Here is an 18,608-nt window from a genome sequence, read left to right on the forward strand (position 1 = left end):
ACGACAAGCACCTGCCCCGAACACTACGCCTACTAGAGAAATTAAGAGATTAATGGAAGTTGAGAGACCAATGGAAGCTGAAAAACAAGACAACCCTACTTATAACTTGGCCATTGCCATCGAATTTTTAGGAACTAATTATCGGGGCTGGCAACGTCAAAAAGAGGTGCTTGGAGTACAAGAGGCGCTAGAGAAAGCCATTAGTACTGTTGCCAATGAATCTGTTGAAGTGGTCGCGGCAGGTCGTACTGATGCTGGCGTCCATGCCAGCAATATGATTGCGCATTTTATCACCCACGCTTACCGCCCGACTCATAATTGGCTACGCGGTGTTAACAGCCTATTGCCTAATGATATTGCTTTACGCTGGGTCCAACCTATGCCAGCAGATTTTCATGCCCGTTTTGGCGCTATTGCTCGCCGTTATCGTTACATTACACTCAATCAAGCTGCACGTCCTGCCATACTCAATCATCAAGTCACCCATATTCACGAACCTCTAGATTTAGCGGCGATGCAGCTTGCAGCGGCTGATATTGCTGGGACTCATGATTTTAGTAGCTATCGTGCTGCAGCTTGCCAATCTAATCAGCCCATACGTACTGTCAGCCATGCCAAGCTTTTCGCCCATGGCGCATTTATCGTTTTTGACATTCAGGCGAATGGTTTTTTACATCATATGGTACGTAACCTAATGGGTACTTTATATGCGATTGGAAGACATGAACTTGAGCCTACAGACTTCTTATCTATTTTAGAAAAAAAAGACCGCACTATCGCTCCACCTACTGCATCCGGTGACGGCCTATATTTTATTAACGCTTATTATCCTGAGCACTACCAGCAGCTGATGCCACAGGCCCCTCTTACCCCACTTTGGCTCAACCTGCCTGACTGAAAATAGGGCGTGTCCTCATTTTGATAATGGTAATAAAAATGAGATAGATTTTTATCAATCAAAGAAGATTTCGCAGAGAATATGAACATACTGTCTAGAAATTTTCAAAGAGTAACGAAAATATAGCCATTTTTAGCCCATTAGAGGTTCACTTGTTCAGATTGAAGACACGCCCTAGCTAGGATTGGCGAATATACATAACACTTACACAGTGTCAAGTAAAAACAATGTTTTGTTGCTTTAATATTGAAACTTACGTATAATATCGGCTTATTTTTCATTGATTGATACAAATTATGGCCAAAGACGATATTATTGAATTTGAAGGTGAAGTTATCGACACCCTTCCAAATACTTTGTTTAAAGTTCGTTTAGAAAACGGACACGAGATTATTGCTCATATCTCAGGAAAGATGCGTAAACACTATATTCGCATTTTAACTGGTGATAAAGTTAAAGTGGAAATGACACCTTATGACCTAACTAAAGGTCGCATTACTTATCGCGGCAAAAACTAATTTTTTTATAATGTCTTGTTCCTAAGACGACAGTTATTCGATTTTAAGTTATTAAACTGGTTATTGAATGGACTAGTTATTTGGTTGATATACAAAACTGAATGGTCTCCATAACAATAATAACAAAAACGACAAACTGTCCATTGCTATGACTTACAGCAGATAACTATCTACAAATAGCAGCTCGTTTAATAATTAACATTATTTTTGCAATATCTCTATTTCTGCAACGTCTCATTGTTTTACTTAATTTTGCATAAAAAAATACCGCTAATCTTCAGCGGTATTTTTATGTCTGGGTTTTCATTTTGTAACGTTAGCAATTCCTAGGGCTAATCATTTGCCTATATTTAAATCATTGCAAAATCTTCATCTCATTTTCAAAAATTGAAGTTAATGATAAAGAGATGCGTAAGCGTTACGGCTAGTAATTTTTACGCATCACTGATAGATTTAGCTCATTATTTAAAAGTGGTATTACTTGAACTCTACCGTCGCATCATTTTTGATTGTACCTAATAATGCTAAAGCGTCCCAATTGGTCAATCTTATACAGCCTGACGATGCTTGTCTGCTAATGCGCGCTGGATCTGGCGAGCCATGAATACCATATGAGGGTTTACTAAGCCCTATCCATACCACACCTACTGGATTATTAGGGCCAGGAGGGATAATAACTTGACTGCCATCATCTCCAGTATAAGTGTAGTTAGGTTCATGCACTTTGACTTCAACGGTATGTTTGCCTGATGGCGATGGTGTTGCCGTGCTACCTACTGTAGTTGGATAACTAGCAACCAAATTATTCTGCTCATCATAAGCATATAAAGTTTCAGTTGTTTTGTCAGCCACTACTCGACTTACGGGCTTAGTGTTTGGATTGCCAGGATTATAAACAGTGATACCCTCTCCGGCATTAAACTTGGCGTTTGGATTGAGTTCTTTAAGATACTTTTCACTCATATGGAATTTTTCTGCTAAGGCTTCGATAACGCTTTCGTAGTACATACCTTCAAGCTTAGCTTTGGCTTCTGCACCAGCAGGAATAGTGGTGGTTTTTAAATTTACATCAGCATCACTTAGCTTGTAGCTAACCAATACAGGTTGTGACATGAGCTTATTATTTTTAGTTAAAGCTTGCCATGTTTCTTCGTTGAGATTATTCGTCACCTTCAGACCACGAGACTTTTGAAACGCTTGCATGGCTTTGATGGAGTTCTTACCCCAATAGCCATCCACAGGTCCGACACTACTTTGATTCCAATTCAGCAAAGCCTGAAGCTTAGTGCTCATACTACGACTTACGTTTGCGCCTTTTTTCCAGCTGGAACTATTAACCTTCTGAGCAAACTTTGGCAGATTATTCGTTGTGTATTTGATAGTAGGTAGCAGCTTATTCAGCGAATTCGCAGTCTTACTATTCTCAGTAAGATTTTGGCTGACACCATTGGTGACCGGACTAGCATCAGTACTAGCAACCTTATTGGCAGTACTAATAGTATTAGTATTAGTATTAGTATTAGTATTAGTATTAGTATTTGCAGCAATACTTGGATTGATAAATAATACGGCAGATAACCCTAATGCCGCTATAGCAGAATTAATTTTTGTTATTTGATGCATGCTTCATTCCTCAACTGATTATTAATGAAATATTAAGATCACTATCTTATTTTTGTTTTTGACAATAAAATTTAGCGAAATCATTACTAATTTGTTTCTAATTTTATTCTTTATAAAAGTATATTTCTACATACTATTTTAAAAGAGATAATGATGTCACAGGACCATTTTCTGATGTAACAGTTTTATGTTAACAAACATCTAATCTTATAGTTTCTATGTTAAAAATGGACTATATGTCAGAAATTTTCCCATAACACAGTGCAAAAAACCCAATAGATTAGTATGCCGAATATTTATTCGATCATAAAAAACCCACAAACTGCTAGACAGCTTGTGGGCTTTATTCGACTTTAGCATGTATATAAATTATTTATAATCTAACCGATATAGTCAGCTTCAACTGTATCCGTCTAGTTTCCAAATAATGTGGGTTTATACTAGCTTCGCTAATACCGCCTCACCCATTTGCTTGCAACCAACTTGGATTAGCCCCGCCTCACTACTATCTAGAATATCAAGCGTACGCAGGCCATCATCAAGGACGTCACTGACTGCCTGTTCAATCGCTTGTGCTGCTGGTTCTTGTTTAAAAGTATAGCGCAGCATCATGGCGACAGAAAGTATCGTGGCTAATGGATTGGCTTTATCTTGTCCAGCAATGTCAGGTGCTGAGCCATGACAAGGCTCATACATACCCTTGCCGTTTTCATCAAGGCTAGCTGATGGCAGCATACCAATAGATCCTGTCAGCATAGCCGCTTCGTCAGATAAGATATCGCCGAACATGTTACCCGTCACCATGACATCGAACTGCTTAGGATCTTTAATCAGTTGCATACATGCATTGTCAGCATACATGTGCGATAACGCCACATCATTATAATCCGCTTGTTGCATCTCAATCATCGTCTGCTTCCACAGCTCAGTAACCTCTAGCACATTCGCTTTGTCTACTGAGCAGACTTTGGCTGCAGTACCTGCTGCTTGTGCACGCGTTTTTGCCAACTCAAAAGCGACCTTGCCAATACGTTGAATCTCACTAGTGCTATACACCATAGTGTTATAGCCTTGCTGCTCACCATTCTCTAGAGTACGAATACCACGTGGCTCACCAAAATAAATACCACCCGTTAGCTCACGGACAATGAGCAAATCTAAACCTGAGATAATCTCAGGTTTTATACTAGAAGCATTAGCCAGCTGCGGATAAAGTTTCGCGACACGCAAGTTGGCGAATAAACCAAGCTCACCACGAATTTTAAGCAGACCACGTTCAGGACGTTTACTGCGCTCTATAGCATCCCACTTAGGACCACCAACTGCTCCCAATAACACTGCGTCGGCTGCACGTGCACGACTAAGCGTTTCCTCTGGTAAAGGCTCACCAGTTACATCAACAGCTGCACCTCCAATCAATCCAGACTCAAGATTCAAATCTAGCGTAAATTTTTTATTGGCGGCTTGCAGTACATTAATGGCTTGGGTCATAATCTCAGGACCAATGCCATCACCAGCTAATGTTAAAATCGTTGCCATACTAATCCTTGTTGGTAGGTAAAGTGGAAAAAGACAAGAGCAAAGTATTGCTTGATTTGATTCATGTTAGTGAGATATGACACTAAATTAATTATTCAAATGATACAATACTAAACCTTAGCCTTTGATTTTGTTGTTTGGTTTATAACGCTATTTTCTACAAACTCACCCTGACTTTCAGTATTCATCTGTTTGCAAAACTGGCGCTTAATGCTATCGCCTTGAATAAGATCAATACATAAAGGATTAGGTGAAGCAGTGTCTAACAAACTGCCTGTATCTTGATTGGATTTTTTGCGATAAGCACGTAACAGATAAGTATCTGGCTGTACAAACTCATGAATCATCGCAAAGCGTTCAACATAACCGATATTATTTTCGGGATAAAAATTTATATGCACTTCACGCTTTGCAGGCTTGACCCGTGCATAATAGTTAGTCATACCAGGCATGCCAGACGCGGATAAAGGTACGATCTTGACAGACTTTTGGCTCTTTAGCGGTGCGATTATGTTGCTTGATTTAGAGTTAACAATATTATCGTAATCCACTTGCTCAACACTCAGCATGGCAGGATCTACTGGTTTGTGGGTATCTGGCGCAATGACTAAAGTTTGGTCGATTTGCATGATTTCACAATGATAGGTTCCTGCACAAGCAATGTTTACTTCACCAGCAATAGGCTCAATCTTACCTGCCCATCTCTCAGCATTTTCTGCTTTATCTATTTGCTGGTAGCCCGTCAATAATTGACAACCTGACAGTAGCAAGCTTGTTGCGACAGCTGCACTTGTAAATACAACAATACGTTTTTTATTCATAATGACGGCTACTATTTCATAGTGATAACAAATTACCTTTCATTCTAGCCATTTTGTTACCATAACTCAACGTTGTATTATTGACCAATCTACTTTTATTAAATGCTGCAGCTAAGTGCCCAATAAGATTCGTTGCTTATGCCTTGACTTCATTAAATATCCAAGGCGTCTGTTGCATCATTTTATTTTCATAATCCTTAATGGCATCGCTCTGCTGCAGAGTAAGACCAATATCATCTAGACCATTCAACAAACAATGCTTGCGAAACTCATCAATTTCAAATGGATATTCTTGTCCTACTGAATTGATAACGACTTGTCGCTCCAAGTCTGCCGTTAGCTCATAGCCTTCATTTTCTAAAGTCTCTTTCATCAACTTATCGACAATTGCTTCATCTAAAACAATAGGAAGCATGCCATTCTTAAAGCAATTATTATAAAAAATATCTGCAAAACTTGGTGCAATAACCGTACGAAAGCCATATTCAGATAATGCCCAAGGCGCATGCTCACGGCTAGAACCGCAACCAAAGTTTCTGCGTGACAGCAAAATAATTGCGTCTTGATAACGTAGCTTATTTAAGACAAAGTCTGGGTTAATAACGCGCGTGCTATTGTCTTGACCCGGATAGCCTTCGTCAAGATAACGCCAATCATCAAATAAATTGACGCCAAAGCCGGTACGTTTAATGGATTTTAAAAACTGTTTTGCAATAATTTGGTCGGTATCGACGTTTGCGCGATCGAGTGGGCAAACGATACCTGTTTGAGTATTATAAGCTTGCATAAAAATTTCCTATAAATGACATTTCTTATTTAGAAGTAAGTGGCTATTTTAAGTAGCGATACTGAGTGGCGATTAAAAGCAACGCTATGCACGTATCCATATAGAATTGACGCGCATTACACTGGCATATAGCTACTAAAACGTGCGCACATCCACAAAGTGACCAGCCAATGCTGCTGCTGCTGCCATCGCAGGGCTCACTAAATGCGTGCGTCCACCAGTGCCTTGACGACCTTCAAAGTTACGGTTGGACGTTGATGCACAATGCTCTTCTGGCTCAAGCTTATCGGCATTCATCGCAAGACACATTGAACAACCCGGCTCGCGCCATTCAAAACCTGCATCGGTAAACAAGGTATCCAAACCTTCTGCTTCTGCTTGCAGTTTTACTTGCCCAGATCCTGCCACCACGATAGCTTCTTTAATCGTATTTGCAACTTTACGACCTTTAATCACTGCCGCTGCATCACGCAAATCTTCGATACGTGAGTTGGTACAAGAACCAATAAAGATACGATCAAGCTGAATATCAGTGATTGGCTGCCCTGCTTGCAAGCCCATATACGTATAAGCGCGTAACCAGCCTTCTTGCTGCGACTCATCAGCCGCTTGATCAGGGGTTGGTACCGACTGAGTAATGTCAACGACCATTTCAGGTGAGGTGCCCCAAGATACTTGCGGTGCAATTTGACTACCGTCGATTTCAATAACTGTATCAAATACTGCATCATCGTCTGAATATAGTGTACGCCAGTAAGCTTCTGCTTGTTCCCACTGCTTATCCGTTGGTGCGTAAGGACGACCTTTAACATAATCAATCGTTAAGTCATCTACAGCTACCATGCCCACGCGTGCGCCAGCTTCAATTGCCATATTACAGACAGTCATGCGCCCTTCCATGCTCATATCTTCAAACACTTGTCCTGCAAACTCAATTGCGTGGCCATTGCCACCAGCTGTACCAATCTGCGCAATAATGGCAAGTACCACATCTTTTGAGGTTACGCCAGTGCCAAGCTTACCATTGACCCGAATTTGCATGTTTTTCATTTTTTTGGTAATTAAACACTGGGTTGCAAGTACATGCTCAACCTCAGAAGTTCCGATACCATGCGCAAGACAACCAAGTGCACCATGAGTTGCCGTATGCGAATCACCACATACGACTGTCATACCTGGAAGCACCAGACCTTGTTCAGGACCAACCACATGCAAGATGCCTTGACGAGCATCATTAATGGTGAACTCTGCAATATCAAACTTAGCGCAGTTATCATCTAGAGTAACCACCTGCAAGCGTGAGACTTTATCTTTGATACCAGCCACACCCTCAAGACGCTCTTTACTCACTGTCGGTACGTTATGATCAGGGCTGGCAATGTTAGCCGAGAGTCGCCACGGAGCGCGATTGGCAAGCTCTAAGCCTTCAAATGCTTGCGGACTAGTCACTTCATGCAATAGATGGCGGTCAATATAAATCAAGCTCGAACCATCATCACGCTTTGTGACTTCATGAGCATTCCAGAGTTTGTCGTATAACGTATGACCAGCCATATTGCTATCCTTTATTAATTGCCAATTACTTATTATGTATTTATCTCTGCCTATACTTCATAAATAGAGAGTTAATTATTGCAAATTCTTAGGGTTACCTATTTGTTCTTATACTTATTGCTCTTTACTGAAACAGTAATTTATAAAGCCATCAGAATAAAAATGTCAAAAAGTGTCCCAATGTCTTGTGATTATAGCAGCCTAATTCTATAATAATAATTGATGATTTTTATCTATTCACAAACTTTTATTTCTAATACATTATGAATAGGCAAGCCAACTTTTATTTATAGCTTATATCCAAGCTAAGGACATCGGTTTGAATACCACTAATTTGACGACGTTTGTGACCGTTATGCAAACAGGTAGCATATCAGGCGCAGCAGAGAAGCTGTTTATTACCCAGCCTGCTGTTAGCAAACGCATCAAAAATCTAGAAGATGAGTTTAAAATTACCTTATTTGATACCGTAGGTCGGGGTATTGTACCGACTCAAGCAGCCAGTGAAATGCTACCGCATGCGAAGCGCTGGCTAGAAGATTACGAGAATTTTAAGATAAACCTGCAACATTCTAAGCAAATCGTTTCTGGCAAATTAGTCATTGGTACCAGTCATCATATTGGCTTGCATCATCTTGCTCCAGTGTTAAAGGATTTTATCCAGAGTTATCCTGCGGTGCAGCTTGAAGTTCATTTCGTAGACTCAGAAGAAGCGCATAAAGCCGTCCTTGATGGCAATTTATCTCTGGCTTTTTTAACACTACCGCCTGTCTATGATAAGCGCCTCACCTATCATACCCTATGGTCAGACCCACTATATTTTATGACAGGTGCACTATCGCCTTTAGCGACGAAAACCAATGTAACCTTAGAGCAATTGGCACATTACCCTGCTATTTTACCTTCTGCTAACACCTTTACCAGTCAAATTACTCTAGCAGAATTCGCCAAACATAATCTAAAACCCTATGCGACCATGAGTACAAATCCACTTGAGTCTATTCGCATGTTGGTATCCGTTGGACTTGGCTGGTCGGTATTGCCGCAAACCCTAATTAGCCAAGATCTAGAACGTATCAATATGGCTGATAATATCGAACTACAACGATATTTAGGGGTGGTCATTAATCCCAAACTAACGCGTTCTAGTAGCGTTGAAGCTTTATTAGAATTGCTTGCGCCTATTGACTGATAATAGGTATAGCTGACAGTAAAGATAGCAGATCAATTCGTGACATGAATCTAATCAATAGTTTGAAATCTATATGCACAGGCGCTGTTCGCAATTATAATCTCTATACGTTATAATACGCACAGGTTTACTTTTATAACATATAGTTACCATAACAACACTGATACTCACTTACTGAATGGTTTGGGTAAGGTATGATGGCAAATATAGCTATTTTTGCCAATCATCTATCTATGATAAGTAGATAGATGATTTAACTACTATCAGTAATAACGTTTAACAATGGTACTTTATGTTTAATTTTTGCTGACTTCTGCATGTTATATTCTGTATAAGAGATATAGCCAAATTGCAGAATTGACAGTTTTAAATGATTGATTTTGTCCGTGATGATCAGTTAGAACTACTAACATTAGGTAATTTAATTGATTATTGATAACTTAATAAGTTATAGGTGAAAACAGCATCAATCATATAAAACTAGAAGTGAATACTGACTATAAGCAAAAAGCCATTTTGTTCTACTTAATGGCTTTTCTTGTCTTTGTAGATCGTATTTTAATCATAAGACTTTATAGTTAAATATAATTAAAACCAATACAGTTGGTTAAGGACAGTTTCTATGAATGGAATTTCTAGTGGTGTACTAATATCGCTTGGTGCCTATTTTTTGGTAATGATTGGGATTGGCATCTATGCCTACTTTAAACAAGCAAATGACACTGAAGGCTACATGCTTGGTGGGCGTAGCTTAGGCCCAGCAGTAACTGCTTTATCAGCAGGTGCATCAGACATGTCAGGTTGGTTATTACTTGGCCTGCCCGGTTACATGTATGCTGACGGGGTCGTTAGTGTTTGGATTGCACTTGGTTTAACACTTGGTGCCCTGCTCAACTACATCATTGTCGCGCCGCGTCTTCGCGTTTATACCGAGGTCGCTGATAACGCAATTACTCTACCTGACTATTTCGCTAACCGCTTCGAAGACAAGTCGCACATGCTACGTGTCATATCAGCAGTGGTTATTATCTTATTTTTCACCGTCTATACTGCTGCAAGCTTAGTGGGTGGCGGTAAGCTTTTTGAAAGCTCACTCAACCTATCTTATAGTACCGGTCTTTGGGTTACCGCTGGCGTTGTTGTCGCTTACACCTTATTTGGTGGCTTCTTAGCGGTCTCAATGACTGACTTTGTGCAAGGTATCATCATGCTATTTGCGATGGTTATTGTGCCTGTTGTTGCTTTCACCGATCTTGGTGGTATATCGGCGACTACTACAGCAGTGAGAAATATTGATCCAAGCCTGCTAGATATTACTAGTGGTATGAGTGTGATTGGTATTATCTCTTTGATGGCATGGGGTCTTGGCTATTTCGGTCAACCACATATCATTGTGCGTTTTATGGCAATACGTTCGGTTAAAGATGTACCAACCGCACGCAATATCGGTATGAGCTGGATGGTTGTGAGCTTGATTGGTGCATTGATGACTGGTTTTGCTGGTCGTGCTTATGTACAAAAAACAGCAATGACTCTAGATGATCCTGAAACTATCTTTCTAGTGTTTACACAGTTTTTATTCCATCCCCTAGTATCGGGCTTCTTATTAGCAGCTATCTTAGCAGCCATCATGAGTACTATCTCATCACAGCTGTTAGTAGTATCAAGCTCGCTAACTAAAGATGTCTATAAGTTATTCTTTGATAAAGATGCGCCAGAAGCTCGCCAAGTATTGGTCGGCCGACTATCAGTAGTAGCTGTAGCTGTGGTATCAATCTTACTCGCATCTGATCCGGACAGCTCGGTACTAAAGCTAGTGTCTAATGCTTGGGCAGGTTTTGGTGCGGCATTCGGACCACTAGTTATTATTAGTCTAATGTGGAAAGGTATGAACCGTAACGGTGCTGTTGCAGGCATGGTCGTTGGTGCGTTGACCGTTATCCTATGGATTTATGGTGGCTTCACTCTAGCTGACGGTACTGAACTTGGTAGCTGGTTATTCGCGATTGTCCCAGGCTTTATATTGAGTACGATTGCTATTGTCGTAGTCAGTATGGCTACTGGCGGTCCTAAGCCTTCTGTTATTGCGAAGTTCGAAGAGATGGAGCTTAACTTAGATAAGTAAACTATCGACATATTTTGTTGTTATCACAACTCTCGTTACTATCATGGTAGCGAGGGTTTTTTATTGGCTTTTTTTACTGTCTGATGATTTATATCTGCATTAGCTCAGCGATCATTTAGGGCGTGTCATCAATTTGAGTAGCAGGGAAAATGAGTGTAACTATAGTCAATTCATTTTAATCACAGATATAGTGTAGCTATGATGAGTTTACCCAGCCTATGATAGGCTTACTCACAGCAAGCAAAAAAGCTTTTATCAGCTAAACTTATAACCCTTATTGTCGCTACCTCCAAGTTTACAATGAGAGACTGAATCTACGCGATTTACATTGCCTTAAACCTGCTATAACACTCATACCCTTTATCTTTCTCTTAATTAAAATAATAAAAAAGCGACCCATCATGGATCGCTTTTTTATTGTTTTGAAAGTCAGTTACTAGCAAATAAAGAAACTACTAGTAATCTTGATAAGAAAGCTTCACACCCAGAATATAGCCATCATTGTCTTGGAAATCTCCAACGATTTTATCAGTTGGTAATTGACCTTTGGCATCACCGAACCATAGGTATTTACCACCCGCTGAGACTGCCCAGTTTTCGGTGACGTTGTATTTTGCACCAAGACCAACACTATAGTAGCCTTCAATAGGTCCTAATGAAGTCGTTGGATCGCCTGCGCCGCTATCCCAACCGACAGTACCACTAACGGCAAGTGCTGGCGCTAAACGCTTAGCCACACCAACTTCTACCTGCCACTGATCATCATCATATTCAACTAAGTTTAAACCGTTTTCTTCATACAATTCGTTATTTTTACTGACTGCATTATACAATGGTGGTGTTATTTTAAAATCACCCCAAGGTACCCAGCGTACTTTTGCTGTGGCTAAAGTCGTTGGGTTAATACCCGTTTGAAAGTCAAAGTTTACTGATTTAGGAGTCGTAATTTCCATGTTATTACTTTGATTGGCTGCTGCTGGATCACCAGCTAGAACACCAGCTAAAGGATAAGTTTCAGCTATTTTCATATTATGATCAATCTCTGATCGGTATGTCAAAGCAGCTTTTAACGCAATCTCTGGCTTACTATAAGCAATACCTGCTATATAACCGTAGTCTGTATCAGGGCTATTACGTGAGGTATAACCAGTAGCCGGACCATAAGCAAGGCCACGTAGTCGCACTTCAGACTCAATACGCTGAGCGACTGGACCACCATACACTTGGAATTCTTTATTGGCGCCAAACTTTGCACCCAGTATAGCCGTAATGCTATTACTACGAACTTCGACGTTTGTATTTTCACCTGCGTTAGCTGCTTCAGCTCGTGCGATTGCTCCTGCAGTACCAAGGCTAGTAGCATCCTTCACAAAGCCTTGCGCTGCTTCTGCTTGTGCTCTAGCTTGTTGTGCAAAATCTCGTGCGATTTGTGGATCTGTAGCTGTTGCAGCTAATTGTCCAAGTCGTTGCGCTTCTACACCAGCAGCTTGAGCAGCCTCAGTCAGACCTTGAATTGCAGGTCCAATAGTTGTAGCATTCACACGTCCACCAGTTAACTGAGTGATAGATGCATTAATATCGCCCTTCGAAACGAAGTTGCTATCACCAGTATATTCAGCAGCTGCACCGAACGGCTCATCATATAAAATACCAACACTAAAAGTGTCGTTAATATCGGCTTTTACACCATAACGGAAGAAATCATAAGACTCAGCAATATCACCAGTCTCACCACCTTTAACATAGGTATTACTACTAGGGACGTTATTGGCACTATCATAACCACTAACATCGGCATCAATATAAGTATAAACAGCCTCAGCATAAGTACCATCTTGGAAGAATGCGGTGACATCTTGACCAGAGCGATCAAGACCAGCAGCATTAGATAAACTAGCTACAGAAATTGTTGCGATTGCTACCGCGAGTGTTTTCAAGTGAAAAGTATTGCGCATTGTGTATCTCCAAACATCCTCGTTGTTTTACCGTTACCATAATTAGCCAGTGATAATATTTACCACGTTATGCTCGTTATTTAAACGGTCTCCTAATTTGAATAGTAATGGCTTTCTCACACTAAGACAACACTTAAAGTGCTTTATTTCTCTAATATGACTGGACAGTTCTTAATTATAACCATATCTTTAATCAATCGTAGCTAAGGGTTATATATAAATCTAGCTCTATTAAATCGACTTCTTAATATCAATAATATGCTAACAGCAGGATTTCTTTATTTACCTTTTTTACTTAGATTTATCTACAAAAAAAGCGACCCCTTATGGATCGCTTTTTTATAGCTTAAAATAATAGAAATGCAGTTAAGAACTTTTACGTCAGTATAAGTCTGAATATACTCAGATTATTGAGCTTGATAAGAGACTTTAACACCCAGTATGTAACCGTCATTATCTTCAAAGTTGCTAACGATGTCTTGGGTTGGCGTTTTGCCTTCTGCATCACCAAACCATAAGTATTTGCCACCCGCTGAGACTGCCCAGTTTTCAGTCACGTTGTATTTGGCACCAAGGCCTGCACTGTAGTAGCCCTCAATAGGACCCAAAGAAGTTACTGGATTACCAGCACCACTATCCCAACCAATATTACCTGTAACCGCTAATGCCGGCGTTAGACGTTTGGCTAAACCAAGCTCGACAACCCATTGATCATCATCATAGCTGACTAGCGGTAGACCATCAGGATATTTTGCTTTACTAACTGCTGTATATAATGGTGGTACGATATTAAAATCGCTCCATGGTACATAGCGTACTTTTGCAGTGGCTAGTGTCGTTGGGTTAACACCAGTTTGGAAATCAAAGTTCACAGATTCAGGGGTAGTAATATCGATGCTACTACCCATTTCAAGACCAACTGCTGGATACTGCTCATGGATAGGTATGCTGTGGTCAATCTCAGAACGATAAGTTAATGCTGCTTTTAAGGCAATTTCTGGTTTGCTATATGATAATCCAGCTAACCAGCCATAATCTTTACCAGAACTAAGATGAGCGGTATAGCCTGTAGCAGGACCATAGGCAAGACCGCGTAGCTTTACATCAGCTTGGATTTGCTGTGCAACGGGACCACCATAGACTTGGAAGTTTTTATTGACACCAAAGTTCATACCTAAAATACCAGTAATACTTTCACTGCGTACTTCAACGTTAGTACCTTCACCTTTACTATTAAGTTCTGCTTGGGTAGCACCTAAAGCAATATCTACATCTCTTTTTTGTTTTGTCAGAGCTGCTTTCAATTCTGGATCTGTTGTACGATCAATTTCACCTTGTAAAAAAGCTTGTGCACCTAATGCTTCGGTCACATTGGCAAATTTTCCTCTAGAAACAGAGTTAATAGTCGCACTTGTATCACCTTTTGCAACAAAATTATTATCACCACTATAGTCAGCGGCTGCACCAAAAGGCTCATCATATAAGATACCAACGCTAAAAGTATCGTTAATATCCGCTTTTACACCATAACGAAAAAAGTCATATGACTCAGCGATGTCATCAATTTTTTTACCTTGTTGATAACCGTTGTTATCATCACCGATATAAGCATTATCATGTCCACTAACTTTAGCATCAATATAAGTATAACTGGCTTCTGCGTACAGGCCGTCTTGTAAGAATGCAGTAATATCTTGCCCTGAGCGATCAAGACCAGCGGCGTTACCTATACTAGCAACAGAAAAGGCTGCAACAGCTACTACAAGTGTTTTTAAATGAAAATTAGGGCCCATTATATTTCTCCAAACGTCCTCATTGTCATACCTTCCTGATAATCATCATTATGCAGGTGGTATCCTCGGTGAAGGATGTTAATGTCTTTTGAACGTTAAGACAACAAAAAATATATATTATTTCTCGTTTATGACCGTTTGGTCACAGAATAATAGGTATATCTATTTATAGAGATATAGTTTAGTTAATTAAGAAGTTACCAAAAACCAAGATAAATAATAGGTAATTTCCTCAAATTTAATAATGTGGCGGTCTATCTGCTATTACATCAAAGGGCGCAATACCATCGTCAGCACTTTGACTTTCCACTTGCTTGTATACCAGCTGTAGCTGACGCTGCAGTGTATGAATATGTTTGTCTTGGCGAGTAACCACTTCATCAAGACGCTCTATTGTTAATTCAAGATGAGCTATACTCATTTGTAGTTCAACCATTTGTGTGTATAGCTCAGAATGGTCTGATATCCTATCTTTTTGGCTTGTACTGTCTTCTGTATTTTCTAATGCGGTATTCATACTTTTCTCAATGTCATGACTATTTATAGTATAGGTCTCATATTATAGGTCATTTATAGTTAACGAGGGGTTAGTCATGATGATTGTTACTAATAAGATGATAGTGATAAAGTGAAAATTACCTCATTTATATTCGTACTTTAACCATAATAGACATGATAAAAAATCTTTGCTCACGCTAAAGTCGTGTGGCAGCATGTTATACTGCTGACAATTTAGCAACATCCTTTATATCACTATCGTTCAATCATCACTTTCACCACTATATATAAGCTTAAGATAATTTATGGCACTGATACATTTAAAAAATATCCATCTCGCCTTTGGCGTTGCTCCTGTTCTCGATGGCATTGACTTTAGCATCAACGAAGGCGAGCGCGTCTGTTTGATCGGCCGCAATGGCGAAGGTAAATCTACTTTATTTAAACTAATCAACGGCTCATTGCAGCCTGATAGTGGTGAGGTCATCATTAACGGTAGTGCAAGCGTAGCAATGCTTGAGCAGGACGTACCTGAGACTAGCGGTAGAATATTAGACATCGTCATGGGTGGAAGTCGTCGTACCGCTGACCTATTGATTAAATACAACCAGCAGACTAATCTATGTGCAGATGGTGATATGGATGCTTGTGAGCGTATGGCAACGTTGCAGCATGATATTGATGCCGTTCACGGTTGGGATCTAGAACGCGAAGCAACTCGTCTGATCACTACTATGGGACTTGACCCTGAAGATGACTTATCCTCTCTATCCGGTGGTCGTAAGCGTCGTGTACTGCTTGCACGTGCATTAGTAACAAAGCCTGACATGCTATTACTTGATGAGCCAACCAACCATTTGGACGTTGATAGTATTGAATGGTTAGAGCGTTTCTTGCTCGATTGGCAAGGCCTGACCCTGCTGTTTGTCACCCATGATAGAGCATTCGTTGATAAGCTTTCTACTCGTATTGTGGAGCTTGATCGTGGTCAATTAACGAGCTATGACGTCACTCAAGGTGCAACAGGTTATGCACGTTACCAAGAGCTCAAAGAGCAACAGCTATTAGCAGAAGAAAAAAATAACGCAAACTTCGATAAAAAGCTAGCACAAGAAGAAGTTTGGATTCGCCAAGGCATTAAAGCGCGTCGTACCCGTAACGAAGGCCGCGTACGTGAACTAAAGGCGCTCCGTGAAGAACGTAGCGACCGCCGCGAGCAAGTCGGTAACGTTAATATTACGATGGGCGAAGGTGAAAAAAGCGGCAAGCTGGTCTGTAAGGTTAAAAACCTACATCTTGAGTACAACGGCAATGTATTGGTCGATAACTTTACGACTACTATTATGCGCGGTGACAAAATCGGTATCATAGGACCAAATGGCGCGGGTAAAACCACGCTTATTAAAGCCCTACTCGATATGTCTGATGATGAAGTGACCAAAAGTGGTAGCGTTGAGCTAGGCACTAATTTAAAAATCGCATTTTTCGATCAGCTTCGAGATCAGTTAGACCTTGAAGCTACTGTTGCTCAAAACGTATCAGAAGGCTCAGATTTCATCGAGGTTGGTGGACGTAAGACGCATATCATGAGCTATTTACAAGATTTCTTATTTGCTCCAGAACGTGCACGTACCCCAGTTAAAGCCCTATCTGGTGGTGAGCGTAACCGTGTGTTACTCGCCAAACAGCTGCTAAAACCTGCTAATATCCTGGTACTTGATGAGCCAACCAACGACTTGGACATGGCCACCCTTGAGCTGTTAGAAGAGTCCGTCAGCAGCTTTAACGGTACCATTCTTTTGATTAGCCATGACCGCTCATTTATGGATAACGTAGTCACTTCTACTTGGGTGTTTGACCAAGATGAAGATGGCAAAGGTATCGTTAAAGAATATGTCGGTGGCTACCAAGAATATCTGATACAGAAGAATCGCGCACAAGCAGCCAATGCAGTTAAGTCTACTAACAAAGGCGCTGAAAATAGTAAGTCTACTAATAAGTCGACAGCAGTAGCCAAGCCCAATAAAGCGGCAAAAAAGCTGAACTATAATGATCAGCGCGAACTTGATAATCTACCAAAAGAGATTGCCGCTCTTGAACAAGAGCAAATTCAGCTACAAGAAAAATTGGCTGATGGTTCATGGTTCATTCAAGACTTCGAGGCGGCAACTGTTGCAAGCGAGCGACTGTTAGTCATTGAAGATGAAATGATGAATAAGCTTGAACGTTGGGAAGCCCTTGAAAATGATTGAAGTGCTTTTGGTTAGCCAATCAAAATGATAAAGACAATCAATATAGTATTGTTAGGCAAAAAACAGACAAATAGTTGTCAGTTATCTTGAATATGTCTTAATGAGACAAATAGTAGTAAATGTATGGAAAGTTAGTGAACATTACCGTAATTTCAAGTATCATTCTCGGTCTTTGAATATCCTTATTGATTCTAGGGTAATTGTTAAAATCATATTTTAATATAATGAAATGTTAGTTTTAGACTGGCTGTAACTTTTTAGTAAGGTTACAGCTAGAAAAGATGTGCTGTCAGAGTAGTTTTATTTTTGACACAATAATTTATTTTATGACCAAAATAGCTTAGAATAGCAACAATTAGCAAAATTAGGCACAGCTAACGTGGCTTATATATTGGTATTGTAAATTTCTAAGTCACAAACCCAGTGTGGGATAATCCCATTTCATTCACCTGGAGGAAGTATTAATGAGCCATGCCGAAGGCGTTAATGTACAACGCCGTAGAGTTCTTATTGCCTCGACTGCCGCGATTGGTGCAGCTGGGGTAGCTGCTGTGGCGACACCTTTTGTTCGTTCTTGGTATCCAAGTGCTAAAGCAGAAGCTGCAGGCGCTGCAGTTACCCAAGATATCGGTTCTATCGAAGAAGGACAAATGATTGTCGTAAAATATCGCGGCAAACCTATCTTTGTAGTCAAACGCACTGAAGACATGTTAGGTACGCTTGAATCAGTAAAGCCATTATTATCTGACCCTGATTCTAGTGCATCACTACAACCTGAATACTGTACGAATCCTACTCGTTCTTTAGAACCAAGTGTATTGGTTGTAGAAGGCGTGTGTACGCATTTAGGCTGTGCACCAAATTACCGTCCTGATGTTGGTGCTGCTGACTTAGGTGGTAATGACTGGTACGGTGGATTTTTCTGTCCTTGTCACGGGTCTAAGTATGACCTAGCGGGTCGCGTCTATAGTGGCGTTCCGGCACCGCTTAACTTACCCATCCCAGAATATAGTATGGATGGTACCATCTTGACGGTTGGGGAGGCTTAATATG

Annotated in this window: 14 protein-coding genes; 6 read left to right on the forward strand and 8 right to left on the reverse strand. The window is 40.4% G+C overall.

The features are described 5' to 3' along the window. Positions 1–52: 52 nt before the first annotated feature. On the forward strand, positions 53–898 hold the full coding sequence (gene truA / locus AK823_RS08840) for a tRNA pseudouridine(38-40) synthase TruA (protein WP_228138836.1): 846 nt from the start codon (positions 53–55) through the stop codon (positions 896–898). A gap of 296 nt (positions 899–1,194) precedes the next feature. Next, positions 1,195–1,416, forward strand: coding sequence for a translation initiation factor IF-1 (gene infA, locus AK823_RS08845; protein WP_068036477.1), 222 nt, complete (start codon positions 1,195–1,197; stop codon positions 1,414–1,416). Positions 1,417–1,893: 477 nt separating this feature from the next. On the opposite strand, the gene AK823_RS08850 is transcribed toward infA, so the two are convergent. From AK823_RS08850 to leuC, 5 genes are all read right to left on the reverse strand, one after another. Next, complete coding sequence (locus AK823_RS08850) at positions 1,894–3,039, reverse strand: L,D-transpeptidase (RefSeq protein ID WP_068328308.1); 1,146 nt, start codon at positions 3,037–3,039, stop codon at positions 1,894–1,896. Between the two features lie 435 nt (positions 3,040–3,474). Then, entirely contained in the window at positions 3,475–4,578 is a 1,104-nt protein-coding gene (leuB, locus tag AK823_RS08855) for a 3-isopropylmalate dehydrogenase (RefSeq protein WP_068328309.1), read from the reverse strand. Positions 4,579–4,688: 110 nt separating this feature from the next. Continuing rightward, complete coding sequence (locus AK823_RS08860; protein ID WP_068036484.1) at positions 4,689–5,399, reverse strand: hypothetical protein; 711 nt, start codon at positions 5,397–5,399, stop codon at positions 4,689–4,691. Positions 5,400–5,535: 136 nt separating this feature from the next. Then, on the reverse strand, positions 5,536–6,186 hold the full coding sequence (gene leuD / locus AK823_RS08865; RefSeq protein ID WP_068328310.1) for a 3-isopropylmalate dehydratase small subunit: 651 nt from the start codon (positions 6,184–6,186) through the stop codon (positions 5,536–5,538). Positions 6,187–6,321: 135 nt separating this feature from the next. After that, positions 6,322–7,740 (reverse strand): 3-isopropylmalate dehydratase large subunit, encoded by a 1,419-nt coding sequence (leuC, locus tag AK823_RS08870; protein ID WP_068328311.1) that lies wholly within the window; start codon positions 7,738–7,740, stop codon positions 6,322–6,324. Positions 7,741–8,059: 319 nt separating this feature from the next. Here leuC and AK823_RS08875 point away from each other — a divergent pair, with 319 nt between their 5' ends. Together AK823_RS08875 and putP are read left to right on the forward strand one after the other, a co-directional pair. Continuing rightward, a complete protein-coding gene (locus tag AK823_RS08875) occupies positions 8,060–8,932 on the forward strand; it encodes a LysR family transcriptional regulator (protein WP_068036490.1) in 873 nt (290 codons plus the stop codon). A 622-nt stretch (positions 8,933–9,554) separates the two neighbouring features. Further along, positions 9,555–11,057 carry a sodium/proline symporter PutP gene (gene putP, locus AK823_RS08880; protein WP_068036492.1) on the forward strand — a complete coding sequence of 501 codons (1,503 nt, stop codon included), beginning with the start codon at positions 9,555–9,557 and terminating at the stop codon, positions 11,055–11,057. 455 nt (positions 11,058–11,512) lie between these two features. Here putP and AK823_RS08885 read toward each other — a convergent pair whose 3' ends face one another. The 3 genes from AK823_RS08885 to AK823_RS08895 all read right to left on the reverse strand — a co-directional run bounded on the left by AK823_RS08885 (position 11,513) and on the right by AK823_RS08895 (position 15,322). Next, positions 11,513–13,012, reverse strand: coding sequence for a hypothetical protein (locus AK823_RS08885; protein ID WP_068328313.1), 1,500 nt, complete (start codon positions 13,010–13,012; stop codon positions 11,513–11,515). Positions 13,013–13,419: 407 nt separating this feature from the next. Beyond that, a complete protein-coding gene (locus AK823_RS08890; protein WP_068328314.1) occupies positions 13,420–14,805 on the reverse strand; it encodes an outer membrane protein transport protein in 1,386 nt (461 codons plus the stop codon). 238 nt (positions 14,806–15,043) lie between these two features. Continuing rightward, positions 15,044–15,322: a SlyX family protein gene (locus AK823_RS08895; protein ID WP_068328315.1), complete on the reverse strand. Its 279-nt coding sequence runs from the start codon at positions 15,320–15,322 to the stop codon at positions 15,044–15,046. Positions 15,323–15,608: 286 nt separating this feature from the next. On the opposite strand from AK823_RS08895, the gene AK823_RS08900 reads away from it, so the two are divergent. Both AK823_RS08900 and petA read left to right on the forward strand, forming a co-directional pair. Then, positions 15,609–17,555 carry an ATP-binding cassette domain-containing protein gene (locus AK823_RS08900; RefSeq protein ID WP_068328317.1) on the forward strand — a complete coding sequence of 649 codons (1,947 nt, stop codon included), beginning with the start codon at positions 15,609–15,611 and terminating at the stop codon, positions 17,553–17,555. Positions 17,556–18,019: 464 nt separating this feature from the next. Then, positions 18,020–18,604 carry a ubiquinol-cytochrome c reductase iron-sulfur subunit gene (gene petA / locus AK823_RS08905; protein ID WP_068036502.1) on the forward strand — a complete coding sequence of 195 codons (585 nt, stop codon included), beginning with the start codon at positions 18,020–18,022 and terminating at the stop codon, positions 18,602–18,604. Positions 18,605–18,608 lie beyond the last annotated feature (4 nt).

The sequence above is a fragment of the Psychrobacter sp. P2G3 genome (assembly GCF_001593285.1).
Lineage (GTDB): Bacteria > Pseudomonadota > Gammaproteobacteria > Pseudomonadales > Moraxellaceae > Psychrobacter.